This window comes from Rhodovulum steppense (assembly GCF_004339675.1).
GTDB classification, from domain to species: domain Bacteria; phylum Pseudomonadota; class Alphaproteobacteria; order Rhodobacterales; family Rhodobacteraceae; genus Rhodovulum; species Rhodovulum steppense.
In genome coordinates this window covers 171,374-187,392 of the sequence record NZ_SLVM01000001.1, presented here as the reverse complement: position 1 = coordinate 187,392, position 16,019 = coordinate 171,374, and the positions used below count along the sequence as shown (strand labels likewise).

13 protein-coding genes and 1 riboswitch are annotated in these 16,019 nt (G+C 67.6%); all 13 genes read right to left on the bottom strand.

All coding sequences use genetic code 11. From position 1 onward, the window contains the following. Positions 1-918, bottom strand: a complete 918-nt coding sequence (locus EV216_RS00910; RefSeq protein WP_132693171.1) for a branched-chain amino acid ABC transporter permease — start codon at positions 916-918, stop codon at positions 1-3. A 49-nt stretch (positions 919-967) separates the two neighbouring features. Continuing rightward, a complete protein-coding gene (locus EV216_RS00905; protein WP_207893954.1) occupies positions 968-2,110 on the bottom strand; it encodes an ABC transporter substrate-binding protein in 1,143 nt (380 codons plus the stop codon). Positions 2,111-2,351: 241 nt separating this feature from the next. Beyond that, the gene (locus EV216_RS00900; RefSeq protein ID WP_132693225.1) at positions 2,352-3,812 is read right to left on the bottom strand and encodes a cobyric acid synthase; all 1,461 of its coding nucleotides are present in this window, start codon (positions 3,810-3,812) and stop codon (positions 2,352-2,354) included. Between the two features lie 99 nt (positions 3,813-3,911). Then, the gene (locus EV216_RS00895) at positions 3,912-4,742 is read right to left on the bottom strand and encodes an ABC transporter substrate-binding protein (RefSeq protein ID WP_165899102.1); all 831 of its coding nucleotides are present in this window, start codon (positions 4,740-4,742) and stop codon (positions 3,912-3,914) included. Next, entirely contained in the window at positions 4,729-6,531 is a 1,803-nt protein-coding gene (locus EV216_RS00890; protein WP_132693169.1) for a TonB-dependent receptor plug domain-containing protein, read from the bottom strand. Before EV216_RS00890 ends, EV216_RS00895 begins: the two co-directional genes overlap by 14 nt. A 144-nt stretch (positions 6,532-6,675) precedes the next feature. Beyond that, positions 6,676-6,883, bottom strand: a riboswitch (cobalamin riboswitch). Positions 6,884-6,951: 68 nt separating this feature from the next. Then, the gene (locus EV216_RS00885) at positions 6,952-7,698 is read right to left on the bottom strand and encodes a hypothetical protein (protein ID WP_132693168.1); all 747 of its coding nucleotides are present in this window, start codon (positions 7,696-7,698) and stop codon (positions 6,952-6,954) included. 1 nt (position 7,699) lies between these two features. Then, a complete protein-coding gene (locus EV216_RS00880; RefSeq protein ID WP_132693167.1) occupies positions 7,700-8,026 on the bottom strand; it encodes a hypothetical protein in 327 nt (108 codons plus the stop codon). 210 nt (positions 8,027-8,236) lie between these two features. Then, the gene (locus tag EV216_RS00875; protein WP_243641923.1) at positions 8,237-9,205 is read right to left on the bottom strand and encodes a dynamin family protein; all 969 of its coding nucleotides are present in this window, start codon (positions 9,203-9,205) and stop codon (positions 8,237-8,239) included. Positions 9,206-9,229: 24 nt separating this feature from the next. Further along, on the bottom strand, positions 9,230-11,302 hold the full coding sequence (locus EV216_RS00870) for a dynamin family protein (RefSeq protein ID WP_132693166.1): 2,073 nt from the start codon (positions 11,300-11,302) through the stop codon (positions 9,230-9,232). Between the two features lie 154 nt (positions 11,303-11,456). Further along, positions 11,457-12,611 carry a hypothetical protein gene (locus tag EV216_RS00865; protein ID WP_132693165.1) on the bottom strand — a complete coding sequence of 385 codons (1,155 nt, stop codon included), beginning with the start codon at positions 12,609-12,611 and terminating at the stop codon, positions 11,457-11,459. Continuing rightward, the gene (locus EV216_RS00860) at positions 12,608-13,555 is read right to left on the bottom strand and encodes a PP2C family protein-serine/threonine phosphatase (protein WP_132693164.1); all 948 of its coding nucleotides are present in this window, start codon (positions 13,553-13,555) and stop codon (positions 12,608-12,610) included. Before EV216_RS00860 ends, EV216_RS00865 begins: the two co-directional genes overlap by 4 nt. Next, the gene (locus EV216_RS00855; RefSeq protein WP_243641922.1) at positions 13,539-14,468 is read right to left on the bottom strand and encodes an FHA domain-containing protein; all 930 of its coding nucleotides are present in this window, start codon (positions 14,466-14,468) and stop codon (positions 13,539-13,541) included. The genes EV216_RS00860 and EV216_RS00855 overlap by 17 nt, the downstream gene beginning before the upstream one ends. A 249-nt stretch (positions 14,469-14,717) precedes the next feature. Then, positions 14,718-16,013, bottom strand: coding sequence for a serine/threonine-protein kinase (locus tag EV216_RS00850; RefSeq protein WP_132693163.1), 1,296 nt, complete (start codon positions 16,011-16,013; stop codon positions 14,718-14,720). Positions 16,014-16,019: the final 6 nt, after the last annotated feature.

The following is a 16,019-nucleotide window of genomic DNA, read 5'->3' as shown; positions in this document are numbered from 1 at the left end:
TCAGGCCCGCCCGAACAGGCCGCCGGGGCGGACCACCAGCACCAGCGCCATCAGGATGTAGATCAGCATCGACGCCAGCGCCGCCCCGACCGAGGTGGCCTGGGAGCGTTCCATGAAGGTGGAAAACGCGATCGGCAGCAGGAACCGGCCCAGCGTGTCGGTCATCCCCACCAGGATCGCACCCACCAGCGCCCCCTTGATCGACCCGATCCCGCCGATCACGATCACCACGAAGGCCAGGATCAGCACGGGTTCCCCCATGCCCACCTGCACCGATTGCAGCGCGCCGACCAGTGCCCCCGCCAGCCCCGCCAGCGCTGCGCCCAACGCGAAGACGATGGTGTAAAGCCTTGATATGTCGACGCCCAGCGCCCCGATCATCTCGCGATCCGCCTCGCCCGCGCGGATCCGGATGCCCAGCCGCGTGCGCCCGATCAGCCAGAACAGCCCCGCCGCCACGGCCAGCCCCACGCCGATCAGCACCAGCCGGTACAGCGGATAGTCGATCCCGCCGGGCAGCCGGACCGGGCCCGCCAGCGCGCGCGGGATGTCGAGATAAAGCGGGAACGAGCCAAAGGCCCAGCGTGTGCCCTCGGAAAACACGAGGATCAGCGCAAAGGTCGCCAGCACCTGGTCCAGATGGTCGCGCGCGTAAAGCCGCCGGATCACCGTCAGTTCCATCAGCGCGCCCGCCGCGGCCGCGGCGGCAAGGCTTGCGGCAAGCCCCAGCCAGAAATTGCCCGTCGCGGCGGCCACCGCGGCACAGGCAAAGGCGCCGATCATGTAAAGCGATCCGTGGGCAAGGTTGATCAGCCCCATGACGCCGAAGACCAGCGTCAGGCCCGCCGCCATCAGGAACAGCATGACGCCGTATTGCAGGCCGTTCAGCGCCTGCTCGATCAGAAGCATCAAGGACAAGGGGCGGTCCCTCGCTGGGGCGGGTGCGCGCGGCACCCGCCCGCGCCGGTTACATCTTGCACTCGTCCTCGTAGGCGTGGCCGCGATCCTCGATCGCGACACCCACGATCCGGTTGGTCAGGATATCGCCCTCGCGCACCACCTCGCGCATGAACAGATCCTGCACCGGATGTTGCGAGGCGTTGAACGAGAACTTGCCCCGGACCGAGGCGAAATCGGCCTCGCGCAGCGCGGCGCGGAAGGCGTCGGCGTCGCTGACGCTGGCCTTGTCCATCGCCGACAGAAGCAGGTTCGCCGTGTCATAGCCATAGGCCGCATAGACCGAGGGCAGGCGGCCATATTCCGCCCGGAACGCCTGAACGAAGGCCGCATTTGCCTCGTTGTCCAGGTCGGGCGACCAGTTCGCGCCGTTCAGAACGCCCAGCGCGGCATCGCCCATCGCCTGGATGATCGACTGGTCGAAGCTGAAGGCGGGGCCGATCAGTTTCAGCCCCACACCGGAATCGGCATATTGCTTGACGAAGGAAATCCCCATGCCGCCGGGCAGGAAGATGAACACGCCATCGGCACCCGAGGCGCGGATCTGCGCGATCTCGCCCGCGTAATCGGTCTGGCCAAGCTGGGTATAGACCTCGGCCACCACCTCGCCCTGGTAGAACCGCTTGAACCCGGCCAGCGAATCCTGCCCCGCGGGGTAGTTGGGCGCCATGATGAACGCCCTGGTGATCCCGGCGCGCGCGGCATAGGCGCCTGCGGCCTCGTGCAGGTTGTCGTTCTGGTAGCTGACCGAGAAGTAGCTCGGGTGGCAGCCCTTGCCCGCCAGTTGCGAGGGCGCGGCATTGGTCGAAAGGTAGACCTTGCCCTGCGCGGTCGCGGCCGGCACCACCGCCATGGCGAGGTTCGACCAGACGATGCCGGTCAGCACGTCGACCTTGTCGGACTGGATCATCTTGTCGGCGATCTGCACCGCGATGTCGGGCTTCTGCTGGTCGTCCTCGATCACCACGCTCAGATCGGGATTGCCCGCCCGGTTCACCGCCAGCATGAAGCCGTCGCGCGTGTCGATCCCCAGGCTCGCGCCGCCGCCCGACAGCGTGGTGATCATGCCGACCTTGACCGGATCGGCCAGCGCGGCCCCGCCAATCCCCAGCGACGCGGCCGCCGCCGCCACAAGCGTTGCCTTCAGGTTCATCTTCCTCTCCCCGTCATTCTTATGTGCGGGGCCGTTAAGCCCGCGTGGATCGGGGGCATGCTATGCCGCGCCCGCGCTGTGCCGCAAGCGGCGAATCGGCGCTGTGGTGCGGTCCAACCGCGGACCCGCCCGGTCAACGACTTGGCCGCTTGGGCGAGTGGCGCATCGGGCGTGCTGGTCGATCCTCGGCGCACCGGGGGAAGGCTGGGTTGTGTCGATATCGCCGAGCCGCCGTCGACCCCTATCCGGGAGGCTCGTCGCGGCGGATGAGACCCGCGATGGAGAAAAGCGCCTCAATGTCGAGATGCCGTTCCAGATGCTCGGCCAGCGCGTCCAGCGCCGCCTCGACGGCCGCGCCATGGGACAGCGGGCCGGGCGCCAGCCCCAGCGCGTAAAGCCAGGCGCGGCGGAACCCGTCTTCGGCGAACAGCCCGTGCAGATAGGTGCCCACGATCCGCCCATCGGGCGAGACCGCGCCCTCGGGCCGACCCTCGATCCGGGCAAAGGGGCGGGCGCGGTCGGGCCCCTCGGTGCGGCCGATATGGATCTCGTAGCCCTCCAGCGGCGCGCCGGTCGCGTCATGGGTGGCGGCCACGCGGGTCAGCGTCTTGTCCGCCGCCATCGCCGTCTCGACATCCAGAAGGCCCAGCCCCGCGGTTTCGCCCGCCGGGCCCTCGCGCCCCTCGGGGTCAAGAATCCGCCGCCCCAGCATCTGGTATCCGCCGCACAGCCCCAGCACCCGCCCGCCGCGCCGGACATGGGCCATCAGGTCGATATCCCAGCCCTGCATGCGCAGGAATTCCAGATCGCCGCGGGTCGATTTCGTGCCCGGCAGGATCACCAGGTCGGCATCGCCGGGCAAGGGGCAGCCCGGCGGGATCATGCTCAGCCGGATCGAAGGCTCCAGCTTCAGCGGGTCCAGATCGTCGAAATTCGCGATCCGCGACAGCATCGGGCAGGCGACGTGGAATGTCCCGTCGCCCGCGGGCGCACCCAGATCGACCGCATCCTCGGCGGGCAGGCGATGGGCCAGCGCAAACCACGGCACAAGGCCGAAGCCGCGCCAGCCGGTTGCCCGCTCGATCGCCGCATAGCCGTCCTCGAACAGCCGCGGATCGCCGCGGAACTTGTTGACCGCAAAGCCCCGGATCATCGCGGCATCCGCCGGGTCCAGCACCGCCTGCGTGCCGACGATCTGGGCGATCACGCCGCCCCTGTCGATATCGCCGACCAGCACCACCGGCACGCCCGCGGCACGGGCAAAGCCCATGTTGGCGATGTCGCCCCGGCGCAGGTTCACCTCGGCCGGGCTGCCCGCGCCCTCGACCAGGATCAGATCGGCGCTGGCCGCAAGCCGGTGAAAGCTGTCGAGAACCGCGCCCATCAGCCCCGGCCGCTCGCCCGCGAAATCCGCGGCCCGCCAGGCGCCGCGGGCCCGGCCCTGGACGACGATCTGCGCGGCCCGGTCGGTTTCGGGCTTGATCAGGACGGGGTTCATGTCGGCTACCGGATCGCGCCCGGCGGCGAGCGCCTGCAAGGCCTGCGCCCGGCCGATCTCGCCGCCATCGGCGGTGACGGCGGCATTGTTCGACATGTTCTGCGGCTTGAAGGGCGCGACCGACAGCCCGCGCGCGCGCGCCGCACGGCAGAGCCCGGCGACAAGGATCGACTTGCCCACATTCGAACCCGTTCCCTGGATCATCAGCGCGCGGGTCACGGGCGCGCCCTTTCCCTGGCGGCGGTCGGCGTGGCAGGCGTTGCAAGGGGGTATTTGGGCCAAGAAGAAGACAGCGGTGGCATCTCACTCTCCGGCAAGGGCGCGGCGGCGTTCGGCCAGGCGCGCGACGGCATCAAGCACCAGCGGCGTGCCGCAGGTCCAGTCGGGGCCGGTGAATTCGGGGTGAAGGGCGGCTCCGGTCGCATGCAGAGCGGGATGGGCGACGACCTCCTCGGCGCGCGAGGTGGCGGGGTAGGGGCGCGCGACGATCAGCAGGTCGGGATCGGCCATCACCAGATCCTCGAGCGACAGCCGACCGCCCCCCCTGCGACCCAGCCGTGCTGCAAGATTGTCGAAGCCCGCATGGGCAAGAATATCGTCGGACAGCGTGTCCGCGCCCTGGGTGAAGCCGTTGGGATGAAAGATCGCCGCGACGGGCCGCGACCCCGGCGCCGGGGCAAGGGCCGCGCGGCGTGCCTCGAATTCCGCGATCAGGGCTTCGGCGCGGTCCTCGTGGCCCAGAAGCCGCCCGGCCTGGAGGATCTGGCCGGGGATCTCGTCGATCCGGCGGGTGATCTCGAACTGCTCGACCGCGATGCCCAGACGGCGCAGCATCGAGACCGTGGCCGGGTCGGAAAACCGCCCCGCCAGCACCAGGTCGGGGCGCAGCAGCAGGATCTCCTCGGCACCGCCGCGATTGGCCGGATAGGCGCGCGCCGCTTCGGCCATGGCCGAGGACCGTGGGTCTGCCGCCAGCCTGCTGACCGAGACGAGTTGGCCGGGTTGCGCGATCAGCATCGCCAACTGGTCCGTGCACAGGTTGATCGAGACCACGCGCCGCGGCGCCTCGGCCAGTGCTGCCGCCCCGGCAAGAACCAGGGCGGCGGCGAGGGGGATCAGCCTAGAAGGACGCACGCAGGCCAACGAAGACAGAGCGCCCGGCGCCATTGTAGCCGCGCACCGGTTCGTAGCTTTCGTCGAACAGGTTCTCGACGCGCAGATAGGCTGTGGCCCTGTCGTTCACCGCATAGGACAGGCCCAGATTGACCAGCGTGTAATCCGCAATGCCCGAGGGCGGGTTGGGCCAGTCATTGGTATCGGTCCGGTCGGCCACGGCCTGAATCCCGATCTGGGCGTCCAGCCGGTCGGTCAGCCCGGCCTCGACGCCGAGGCTCAGGTCATGGCGCGGCACCCGGACCATGCGCCCTGCCGGGTTGGCGGCGTCGGTATAGGTGTAGGCACCGAACATTGCGACGCGGTCGCTAAGCGCGTAGCGGCCCGACAGTTCGATCCCCTTGCTGGTGGTGGTGCCGGGCACCTGGTTATAGGTGCTCGTGCCGGAATCGAAGTCGATCAGGTTGTCGATTTCCGTATGGAAAACCGTGGCCTTGGCAAAGCTGTCCGTCCCATAGCGTTTCTCGATCCCGATTTCGGCGCTGCGGCTTTTCTCGGGCTCCAGCGTGGCGCTGCCGAAGGGACCGAAGCGTTCGTAGAGCGAGGGCGCCCGGTAGCCGGTGCCGACCACCGCCCGCAGGATCACGTCATCCCGCATCCGCCAGGCCAGCGCGGCGCGGCCCGACAACTGGTCGTCGAAATCGGAATAGCTGTCATGGCGCAGCGACAGCGCCACGTCGAGCGCGGGCGAGACGGCATATTGCAGTTCGCCGAACGCGGCAGCGCTGTCGGCGTCGTAGCGCACGCCGTCCAGCGTGGCCTTTTCCTCGGTCCAGTCCGCACCGAAGGCCAGCGTAAGATCGGTGCTCAGGTCCACGCGGCCGAGATAGTCCAGCCGGGTGCGCTCGCCGACGAAACGCTGGGTAAAACCGCCCGCATCGAAGCGCTCGGTCTCGACCCAGGACAGCGCGATCTCGTGCTCGATCGCACCCGTCGCAAACTCGGCAAAGCTGCGCAAGCCGCGGCGGGTCTGGTCGATCTCGCCGCTGGGATCGGCGGTCGACCGATCGAATTCCGAAGTGCCATCGGAATAGAGTGCCGAAAAGCCGATGCGAAGGTCGTCCGTCAGGTCATAGGCGGCAAACAGCACCATCTGCGTCTGGTCGAAGCCGTCCTTCTCGGTATCCGAGGTACGCGCCGAAAAGCCTTCGGAAGTCAGCCGCGAGAAGGTCAGCGCGACTTCGCCGCGTTCGCCTTTCTGACCCAGATTGACCGTGGCGGCCCGGGTGTCGAAGCTGCCCGCCTCGACATTGGCCCGCCCCGAGAAGCCCGGCGCATCGGGCCGCCATGTGGTGATGTCGACCACACCGGCAACGGCATTCGAGCCATAAAGCGCCGATTGCGTCCCCTTCAGCACCTCGATCCGGTCGGGCATCCCGGCGGTCAGCGTGCCGAAATTGAACGCGGTCTGGGTGCTGGAGGGGTCGGTCATGTCGATACCGTCGATACGCACGCCGATATAGCTGCCCCCAAGACCCCGCAGCCGCAGGGTCGAGGTGGCCCCCAACCCGCCATTCGTGGTGATCGACACGCCGGGCAACAGCGCCAGGGTCTGTCCGATGCTCAGCCCGCCCTGGGCGATGTCGGCGGCGTCCAGCGTCTCGACGGTGGTGCCGGTGCGGTTGATCTCGATCGGCACGAGGCTTGCGGTGGCCGTGATCTCGTCCAGCAGCAGGCTTTGCTGCGCATATGCGGCAAGGGGGGTGAGCGCGGTCACGCCAAGTCCCAGGGCGATTGTCTTGCGAATCATGTCTGTCCCGTGTCCGTTCGCTGGCCGCCGGTGCGTCCGGCTGGCCTGTTTTGACTGCAAGTCCTTGGAAAGGCATGCCTTCCCGCAGACGGTGAGGCGTCACCACTGCGGAAGGACCGCTGCCCGCGTCGCACCCCGCGACGGGACCGGGTGATCGTCCTGGCAGGTCTCCTGGCTTGCGGGTCGTCGCTTGGCTGGCCTTCCCGGGCGCGGGGGCCCAGTGGCGTTGTCAGCCGCGCTCTCCGCCTACAGTTGCGGGGGCAGCCACGGCATGGGCCCGGAGGCCGCACCGTGTTCCCTTTTCATCACCCGCGCCCAAGGACGCGGATGAACCAAGACGGCTCGGGCCTAGTTCCCTCGTCGAGGGCTGTCAAGGGGTGGCACGGCGGGGAGGGCAGCCGCCCGGCGGGATGGTCAGGATTATCCGGCTGCGGGAATCGGTTCGCGGCACAGCGCGATCAGTTCGGCGCGCGCCTCGGGCGGGGCAAGGATCAGCGCTGCTGCGCCGCGGAATGCGATCCGCGCAAGGATCGCGTCCTCGCGTCCGGCGTCGGACAGGAACACACAGCACGGGGCGTCCGTGTCGTCACCCGCCAACTGACCAAGCCCCGCCCCGCCGACTCCAGCGAACTGCTCCAGCCGGGCGAGGTGCGCGGCATCGCCGCTGCGTCCGACGACATCCCCGCCGACGAGGCGCAGCCCAGCAACGGCCAGATCGCAGGCGGCCGCGACCGGGTCGGCCACCGACGCCTGGCCGGGGCCGACGAGGGCGGCGGTCAGGGTCTCTACCGAGCAACCGATCATGGTGGGGTCGATCCGGTTCGGCGGGCGGGCGGCATCTATGCTGATCTCGCGCGCGTTGTCCAGGAAAGTACGAAACGGACCCCTGAAGACGGCTATGATCCGTGCGGCGGCATCTTCTCTGCCCTCCGATCCCTCCTCCTCCGCGCCGTGACCGCTCAGCGCCAGTAACCGGCGCCCTGCCACGACCAGCACGAAGCGGTTGCCGCTTTCGTTGGTCAGGATCATCTCGCGGGGCAGGATGGTCTCCTCGATCTCGGTCAGCAGGGCGGACACGATGCTGTCAGTGGCGCTTGCCCGGATTTGTCCGTCGTCCTTGCCCTTCAGCTTTGCGAGCTTGCTGTTGAGCCTGTCCAGATCACCCATCTCACGGCCCTCGCCGGGTTGCGTCCGCGGTGCGGGCGGTGTCCTCGGGCAGAATCGCGTCGATGCCCGACCAAAGCACGTTCAGCGCCGCTTCCAGATCGGCACTATCCTCCAGCACCCCGCACAGCGCCTCGTCGGGCGCGGCGGGAGTGCGCAGGAAGACCTCGATCCGCCCGCCCTGCAAAGCCACGGCTTCGACGACCGGCGCCGCCAGCGCCACCTCTGCGGCTGCCCAGACCGGCCCGCTCAGCAGTCGTGCCCCTCGCAGGCAAAGCGCATCCAGCGCCTCCTGCGGCGGGGCCGGGAGGTCGGAATCGCTGCACAGCACGAGACGTGCCTTGAGGTCGACATAGACAAGCGACCGGCATCCAGGGGTCGATCTGCGCAGAGACTTTATTCGTTCGGCTGGAACCATCGCGCGCAGTCTAGTCGATATTTCGGCGCCTTCCATAACCAAAACGCATCCCGCGATCGCCGACATCGCGAAGCAGGTCCGGTCCGAGGAGTCCGGCCGATTGCGGCCGACGGTCTCGCGCCGTCAGAACTGACCCAGCCTTCGGGTCTCGCCATCGACCGGGCGGGTCGCGCGTCTGGGCGCGCGCTCAAGTGTCACACGTTGCGGGCGGACGCTGTTTTCTTCCCCAGTGTCGACAACCACCTCGTCGTACTCGGGCTGCGCTGCCAAACAGGACGGGGTCAGCGAGACAGAGGCAGGCCGCGGATCGGACCCGGCCCCTTGCGGGTCGTGGCCCTGCAAGGCGTAAAGCAGCTCGATGAAATGCAGGCTGAACGCCTCGGCGCCGCTTGCGCCCCAGAGGACCGGGTCATCGCGCCCCTCGACCGCTCGGGTCAGCGAGATAGGGAAACTTGCGGCGAAAAGGCCTTCTGTCTCGCGTCGGACACGCTTGAGTACGCGCTCGCGGTCTCCCTCGGTCAGCAGCTTGTCGCAGCGTGTAAGCAGAAGGATGCTCGTCTTCGCAAGCCGCTCCGAATGTTCCTCCCAGACGGCGGCTTCGCTCTGGCGCCAGGCCTGGGTGGCATGGGTACACCAGATCACGCCGTCGGCCTGCCCGATCACGTCCTGCCAGACGCCCGCATCCATGTTGGGATCCGAGATCCCCGGCATGTCGATCAGATCGCAGAGCGTCAGCAACTCGGCTTCGGCAAAGATCTGAACGAGACGGGTATCGGTGGGCGAGACCTCGCAAAGCTGGTCGATCTCGAGCGGGTGTATCACGCCCGCGCGATCCTCGCGCCACGCCTGTCCCGAGCCATGGGAGATGCGGACCGGCGGAAGCTGGGTCGCGGTCACCTTCACGGGCAGCGGGTTCTGACCGATCAGCAGGTTCGACAGGGTGCTCTTGCCTGCGCTGAATTCGCCCATCAGCGCGATGCTGGGCTTTTTCACCGGTGCGGGGACGGGGTGCGGGTCCGGTCGCGTCGCGTCGTTCACGGCCGCCAAGGCGGCGCCGATCATGGCGAACTCATCGGGATGGGTGTCAGTCATGGCTATCTTGCTTCCCTGTCACGTTCAGGCCGCTTCCTGGCGCATCGTAGCAACGGCGGCTTCGATCTGTCGCAACCGGTCCGCGCGCGCCTGATAGCCGAGTGCCGCGCCCAGATCCTGCGCGGTGGGCGCCGCCTTCTCGGCCAGCGCTGTCACGATCTCGCGCTGTTCCTCCAGAAATCCAGCCAGCGTTTGCAGCAGGTCGGCACGGATTGCCTCGGCATGGTCATGACTCAACTCGTCCAGGATCGGCGCGGTCTCCTCGCGAATCATCTTGTAGAACTCGGCCGCGAAGCTGCGATAGCCTTTGCGGCGCAGCCACCAGCGGCGCCACCAGGTACCCTTGACATCCAGCGCGATGGTCTGGGCGATGGCGACCGGCGGGTTCAGTCGGGGTGGTTCGGGCGGCTCGATGGCCAGCGCCTCGGTCAGCCCGAAAGCGGCGCGGTAGGTCGCCGCGACATCGGTGGCGGTCGTCTCCAGGATCGCCCTGGCCTCGTCCTGCATGCGCTTGCCGAAGACCTGACAGGCTGAGCGCAGCAAGAGCCGCAGGCCCGTCGGTTCGTAAGACCAGACCGTTCCCTCGCCGTGTTTCTCCAGGTGCTCGATCAGCGCGGCGGTCGCACGGTCCAGGAAATTGTGATGCGACCGATCCAGCCGAACGCAGAACGCTTCACGCTGGGCGGCGAAGGCGGTTTCCAGCGCGACGGTCGCGCGTTGTTCGATCCGGTCGAGCTCGCGCGAAATCCGGTCGGAGTCGAGCGCCACGGCCTGACCATCTGCAACGGCGAGCCCAATCGAAAGATGCGCCGCGGTCACGCCGCGGGCGAGGTTGCCGACGCTGCGGGCGATCCGGTCGATCGCCTCGCCGCCCACGCCCTCGGCAACACGTTCGCCCAGGGCACGGTAAAGCGCCGGGATGCCCGACAGCCGCCAGACGCCTTCGATCGCGTCCTGCGGCCCTTCGCTCGCGACGCATTCGGTGCGCGCAAGGGCGAGCAGCGACTTGCGGCTGGCCTCGTTCATCTGCGACAGCGTTCCTTCCAACGCATGCTGGCCCCAGACCGCGCTGCCGAACAGGATCGGCGCGTCGGCCGGTCCCTCGTGCCGTTTCAGCGTTGCGCGGATCGAGTCGCGGATTTCGGTGATCTGGGCGGCGGGGTCCGACAACTCGTCGATGCGGTTGACAAAGATCACCACCTCGCGCGCCTTGACCGCCGAGATCAGCCGGATCAGTGCCATGTCGACGGTCGAAAGCGCCTGGTGTGCCGACAGCACCAGCACGCAAAGTCGGCTGTCGCGGATCGCGCCGATGGTGATCTGCTCGCGCATCAGGAAGGTGTCGTTGACCCCGGGCGTGTCGCGCAGGCACAGCTTGAACGGCACATTGGCATGGGTCACATGCAGGTCAGCCGATTTCGTGATGTCGGCAAAGCGTCCGCGCATGTCGAAGGGCTCGCCCTCGTCATCCTCGAAATCATCGCCGAGGCAGACATAGCGTTCCACCAGTTCCTCGTCGAAGGTGCCGTATCTGTGCTCCTGCCCGAGCAGCATCTCGAACCGACGGCCCAGTCGTCCCTTGGATTTCTCACGCATCCGCTCGACCTGGCGGCGCACCTTTTCGAGTTCTTCCTCGGCGCCGGCGCGGCTGGCCAGTTCGCCCATACGTCCGCCCTTCTCGATCAGCCGGTCCCATTCCTGCGGATCGAAAAAGCGGAAATTGGCGCCGGCCGCGCCGGTTGTCCATGAGGGCGAGACATGGATCGAGGTCACCACCGAGGTCCAGGGGTTCACGTCCGCAGGCAGAAGTCCAGGCCAGCCCGCCATCGTGTTGATGAGTGACGTCTTGCCGGCCTTGACTTGGCCAATAAAGGTGATTGACGGCTCGACCAACTCGAGTTGATTAGCAAGCCGGGCCGCGCCGCGCGCGACGGTCGCATCGCCAAGCTCGGTCAGATCAGCTAGAGTCCGACGCATCTGGTCCATCCGTTCCATAAAGCCGGTGAACCCGTCCATGCCCAGCGCCAGCAGTCCCGGATTGGCGGTCCGCGGACGGGCGGCCTCCAACGCCATTTCTGCGCGTTCGTCCAGCGTCACCTTGTGGCCTCCCTCTTGACTGTGCGGAACCCGCTCGGTCCCGGTCGGAATCGGCTGCGCTCATGCTGGTTGTCGCGGCCACCGAAACAATTTTTCCGGTCAAGATGTCCTGAGCGTGGCGATCCCATGACCTTACCTTGGCTCTGCCTCCCGATCAGGCGGCGAGTCGCGCTTCGAAGCCGCGCCGCAACTGCAACAGAAGCGTGACCGCATCGGCGGCGGCGGTTTCGTCCTGCTCAAGCGTCAGCAGAAGCAGCATCTCGTTGGCCTCCAGGATATCCTCGGCCAGATCGCCGACAAGCCCCGCATCCTCGATGATCTCGCCCAGTTCCTCGGTGGTTCGCGCGCAGAGCGCGAGCAACCCCTCGATTTCGGCCGGGTCGTTCTCGCCGATTGCGTCCGGAAAATCCCCGCTATGCCCGTCCAGCAACCGGATCGCGCGGGCCGACGCGACGACCTCGGGATCCGGCAGTGCAGGGGCGCAGGCGGGCGCGTCCGTGGCACCGTTTTGGGGCATCTCGGCCCGGCCGTTCCGATTGGTCATCTCAACCGGAGCCATTCCGGGCGGGGCATCGAGCGGCCGGGTCTGTGGCCTTGTGTGAAGCGCCGCCTGGCTGTGGCGGCGGACGAACAAGCTGGCGGCGTCCAGGTCGGCGCTGCGCCCCTGTTCGATCATGCGCGAAAGCGCCTCGAACAGGGCCGTCGCCCCGCTTCGGGCAAGCAGCGCCCGGTCGGCAGTCTCCGTGCTGGCCATGGCGGCGGCCGCTTGCGCGGTGGCGATCGGCAGAAGACTATGGAACTCGGTCTCGACCACCTCGCGCAGATCGTCCAGCCGCTCCTCCAGTACCCCCATGCACATCAACTCATCGGCTCTGGTTAACACCAGAAAGGCATGGTCCTTCAGGTTGTCAGGCACCCGCGCCCAGATCTGCGCCTCGTCATGGGCAAAGCCCTGGGTGCACCACAGGATGATGTCGGGCGAGGTCTGCTCGATCGCACCCGCGCTTTGAAAACCGCCGCCGGGGGAAGGAAGCCCCAATTCGATCACCACGAGGTTGCAAAACAGCGCCGAGGGCGTTTCGGAAGGCTCGCCCGGCCCGGTGACGACGGTCGGCGCGGCATGACCGCAGAGCAGGCGTGCCAGTTCGGACTTGCCGCTTCCGGCCGGTCCGGTCACGACCAGCCGCAGCGGCACGCGCAGCCGCGCCAGCAGCCGCTTTCCATAGTCGCGTGCCTTTCCCGGCAGATCACTCGCCGCGAGGGTCTCTTCGAGATCCGCAAGAACACCCCGGTCGAACGTCGTACTCATTGGACACGTCTCCCGAAGCTCAGAAAAAAGCGCACGGCAAGTGGCAGCGCCCGTAGCGGCCCTGCCTCGCGGTTGCGTGCAACGGCCAGATCGGCGCGCTTGCGGGTTCGTTCGGCCGGGCTGGGGCGGTGCGGCTTGACCTCGGGCTGGCAGCCACGGGCGACGACCCGGATCACGCTGAAGCAGACATTGTCCTGATCGGGGTCGGCCAGCGCTTCGAGTTCGGAAAACAAAGCGTTGGCGATCTCGGCACTAGAACGCCGCCGATACTGGACCAGAAGCGAGCGCAGCCGCTCCCGGTCGATCGAGTCGAGCCCGTCGCTGGCCGCCACGATGATGTCGCCCACCGTAAGGTCGATCGGCCGGTCGGGGCAGTCGATCTGATGGATCTCGGCCCCGGTCAGCGCCGAGGTCAGGCAGTTGCGGTCAGGATGGCGGCGCGCCTCGTCGACGCTCAGCAGGCCCAGACGCATCATGCCGTCTATCTGGGGCGCGAGCGAATGGTCCTCGTTGATCTGATGCAACTGTCCGTCGCGAAACAGGAACAGTGGCGAATCCCCGACCGAGATCCAGAACAGACGATCCCGCGCCACCGCAAGCGCCACAAGCGTCGTGCCCATGCCAGCAGTGTCGGCATGGCTGCGCACATGCGCCGCGATGCTGCCATTGGCCTCGCGCGTTGCATCGCGCAGGATGCCGGGGGCGCAGCGGATGAAGCGATCTGGATCGTCGCTGCGAAGTTTGAGTTCGCTGAAAACCTCGGTCACCGCGATCCGGCTGGCCACATCGCCCGCCGCGTGGCCACCCATGCCGTCGCCCAGCACCGCAAGGCCGATATCGCCGCCGATCGTGAAATCGGCGATGATGGCATCTTCCTGATGCTCGCGCCGACCCTGGCCGATGCCGGTGGCGGCGTCCAGGCGCAGATCATCCGATGTCGGCATCGCGCCGTTCCGTCGACCAGGTGAAATCGGGTCCGCAGAAGGCAACAAGGCGCAGCGTGGTCTCGCCGATGCGGATGACGTCGCGATCAGACATTTCCTCGGTGCTAAGCAGCGGTCGACCGTTCAGGCGAACGATGTTCACCTTGCCGCCCGAGCCGAGGAAGAACCGGCCCTCCTCGTCGTCATAGGCCAGCAACGCGTGACCCGAGCGCGAGATCGACGTGTCGCCGAAGTCCAGCCGTACGGTCTGGTCGGCACCGCGTCCGATCTGCGCGACACCGTTGAAAAGGGTGAAATGGGCGCCGCGCCCGGGGCCGTCGACGACCACCAGCCAGCCGACGGGAAAGAACGGTACGGTACCCGCCAATGGGGCTGGGGCCGCATCCCGCGCGAACGGATCCACCGCGGGGTCTTCGGCCTGGCCGAAGCCCAGAAGACGAGTGCGGGCGCGACCCGCCCCGGGGCCTGCGCGGCCCGCGGCGGGCGGAGGGGCCTCGAAGGTGGCGATGCCGTCGATACTGGGGTCGGGGTCTGATGGCGCCATGCCATGCTGTTGCGTCGCCTCACCGAACGATTCTGGCCTTCCTGCGCGGGCGTTGGCGACAGCGGGTGAGGACGGGGCACCGTTGGCCGAGGGCTGGAGCCGCTCGTCGCCGGTGCCCGCCACCGGATGGGGCCGCGGTGTCTCGTCCCGGGCGCCGCCCTGATCCTCGCCGGGGAACAGAACCGGTCTCGAAGGATCAACTGCCGCATTTGCGGCGGTTTGAAAGACCGGCATGTGCCCGGGCAGCGCGGTCCCCTCGGTGGGCCACTGCCCCGGTCCCCGGGCATATTCATCTTCCGGGGCGTCCGGGGCGCCATCGCAAGGGTCGTCGGGGAGGTCGTCCTTGGGGTCGACGTCGAGGTCGCGCAACCGTTCGCGAAACGCCTCGGCATCCCGGAGCGGCGAATGGATGGCCCGTGTCACGGCCCGCGATGCGGCGCGCGGTGCCCCGGTGGCCCCTGTATCGAGGGGGGCGGGCATGTCGCGACGACGCGGGGGAAACGGCTCGACATAGTCATTGAAATCGTCGGCGTCCGGTTTCTCGCCGGTCTTGCGTCTGAGGAATTTCATGCCTCGGCCTTCCGTGCCTCTGGGTTTCTGCGGTGGTTGCGCGACCTGTCAGGGTCGTGCGGCAAGTCTGCGAGCCAGACCAAGCAACAGGCCGAACCGTCCGGGGCGGGGACGGTGGCCGCGTCGTTTGGGCCGCCGCGGGCTGACTGCCGACTCGGCCTCGGCCCCGGGCGGGCTCGTGTCGAACTGGCTGGCCACACCCGCGTCCTCCTCCTCGTCGTCATAGAGCGATCGCCAGGCGAAGGTGGGCTTGCGTTCGGGCAGTTTCGGCGGTTCGATCGGTTTCGCTCGCCCCTCGTGATCGGATCTCTGGCGGGCTTCCATAACCGCGCGGTTCGTCTCTTCGACCAGCCGCGAGATCGACATCATCACGTCCTCGTCCATTTCAAGGACGCGCCCTTCGGTCACCTGCCGCGGGCCGGTCTCCATCATCGCCAGCCATTCATGCGCCGATTGCGGCCGCTCCTTCGGCACCACGTTCAGCGCCTTGTCGATCGCACCGAGGAAGGCGGGCGCGTAGCCCGGAACCCTTCCCTTGAGCAGTTGGTAGGGGTCGCGTTCGTTCGCAGCGAGTGCAGCCATGCGCCGCTGACTGTCGGGCGGCGCCTCGCCGGTGATCAGATGGTGGAAGGTTGCGGCGAGCGCGTAGAGATCGCTGGGCGGTCCCTGCCGGATGCCCGCGACGTAGAATTCCTGGGGCGAATAGCCGTCCTTGACCACCTGCATGCGCGAGAGCACCCGGCTGCTGCGCGTCGCGCGTTCTCTTGCCGCGCCGAAATCGATCAGCACCGGGTTGCCGGTCAGGTCGATCAGGATGTTGTCGGGCGAGATGTCGCGGTGCAGCAGGCTGTTGTCGTGAACGAAGGCCACCGCGTCCAGAACCTTGATCAGGATCTCCTGCACCGCCTCGGGCGAGGGCGTCTCGCGCGGATCCTCGATGATCTCGAGCAGGCTTTTGCCTTCGATATAGTCGAGGGCCATATAGGCCGTCGTGTTGTCCGAGAATACCTGATGCACGCCGACGATGCCCGGGTGGTTCAGCCGCGCGAGACGCCGTGCCTCGTCGATGAAAAGCGTGACGATCGAATGGAATTCCCGGCTGTAGCTGCGCGAGCGGGCATGCACGTCCAGCCCGGCACGCATGCATAACGACTCGGGGAAGCACTCCTTGATGACCACGGTCCGATCGAGACTGTCGCGGGCCAGATAGGTCAGGCCGAACCCGCCGGAGTTCAGGAAACGCTCGATCCTGTATTGCCCATGCAGAAGCTCCGTGCCGGGCTGCAACTCCTCTGCCGGGCCATCCGGTGGCAGGGGCATCGTGATGTGGGGCGCTGCGTTCATCTTGGC

Coding starts and splice junctions, on each gene's coding strand:
- EV216_RS00860 (WP_132693164.1), bottom strand. CDS start 13,555: ATGCCGACATCGGATGATCTGCGCCTGGACGCCGCCACCGGCATCGGC.
- EV216_RS00875 (WP_243641923.1), bottom strand. CDS start 9,205: ATGACTGACACCCATCCCGATGAGTTCGCCATGATCGGCGCCGCCTTG.
- EV216_RS00890 (WP_132693169.1), bottom strand. CDS start 6,531: ATGATTCGCAAGACAATCGCCCTGGGACTTGGCGTGACCGCGCTCACC.
- EV216_RS00865 (WP_132693165.1), bottom strand. CDS start 12,611: ATGAGTACGACGTTCGACCGGGGTGTTCTTGCGGATCTCGAAGAGACC.
- EV216_RS00905 (WP_207893954.1), bottom strand. CDS start 2,110: ATGAACCTGAAGGCAACGCTTGTGGCGGCGGCGGCCGCGTCGCTGGGG.
- EV216_RS00885 (WP_132693168.1), bottom strand. CDS start 7,698: ATGGGTGATCTGGACAGGCTCAACAGCAAGCTCGCAAAGCTGAAGGGC.
- EV216_RS00900 (WP_132693225.1), bottom strand. CDS start 3,812: ATGATCCAGGGAACGGGTTCGAATGTGGGCAAGTCGATCCTTGTCGCC.
- EV216_RS00850 (WP_132693163.1), bottom strand. CDS start 16,013: ATGAACGCAGCGCCCCACATCACGATGCCCCTGCCACCGGATGGCCCG.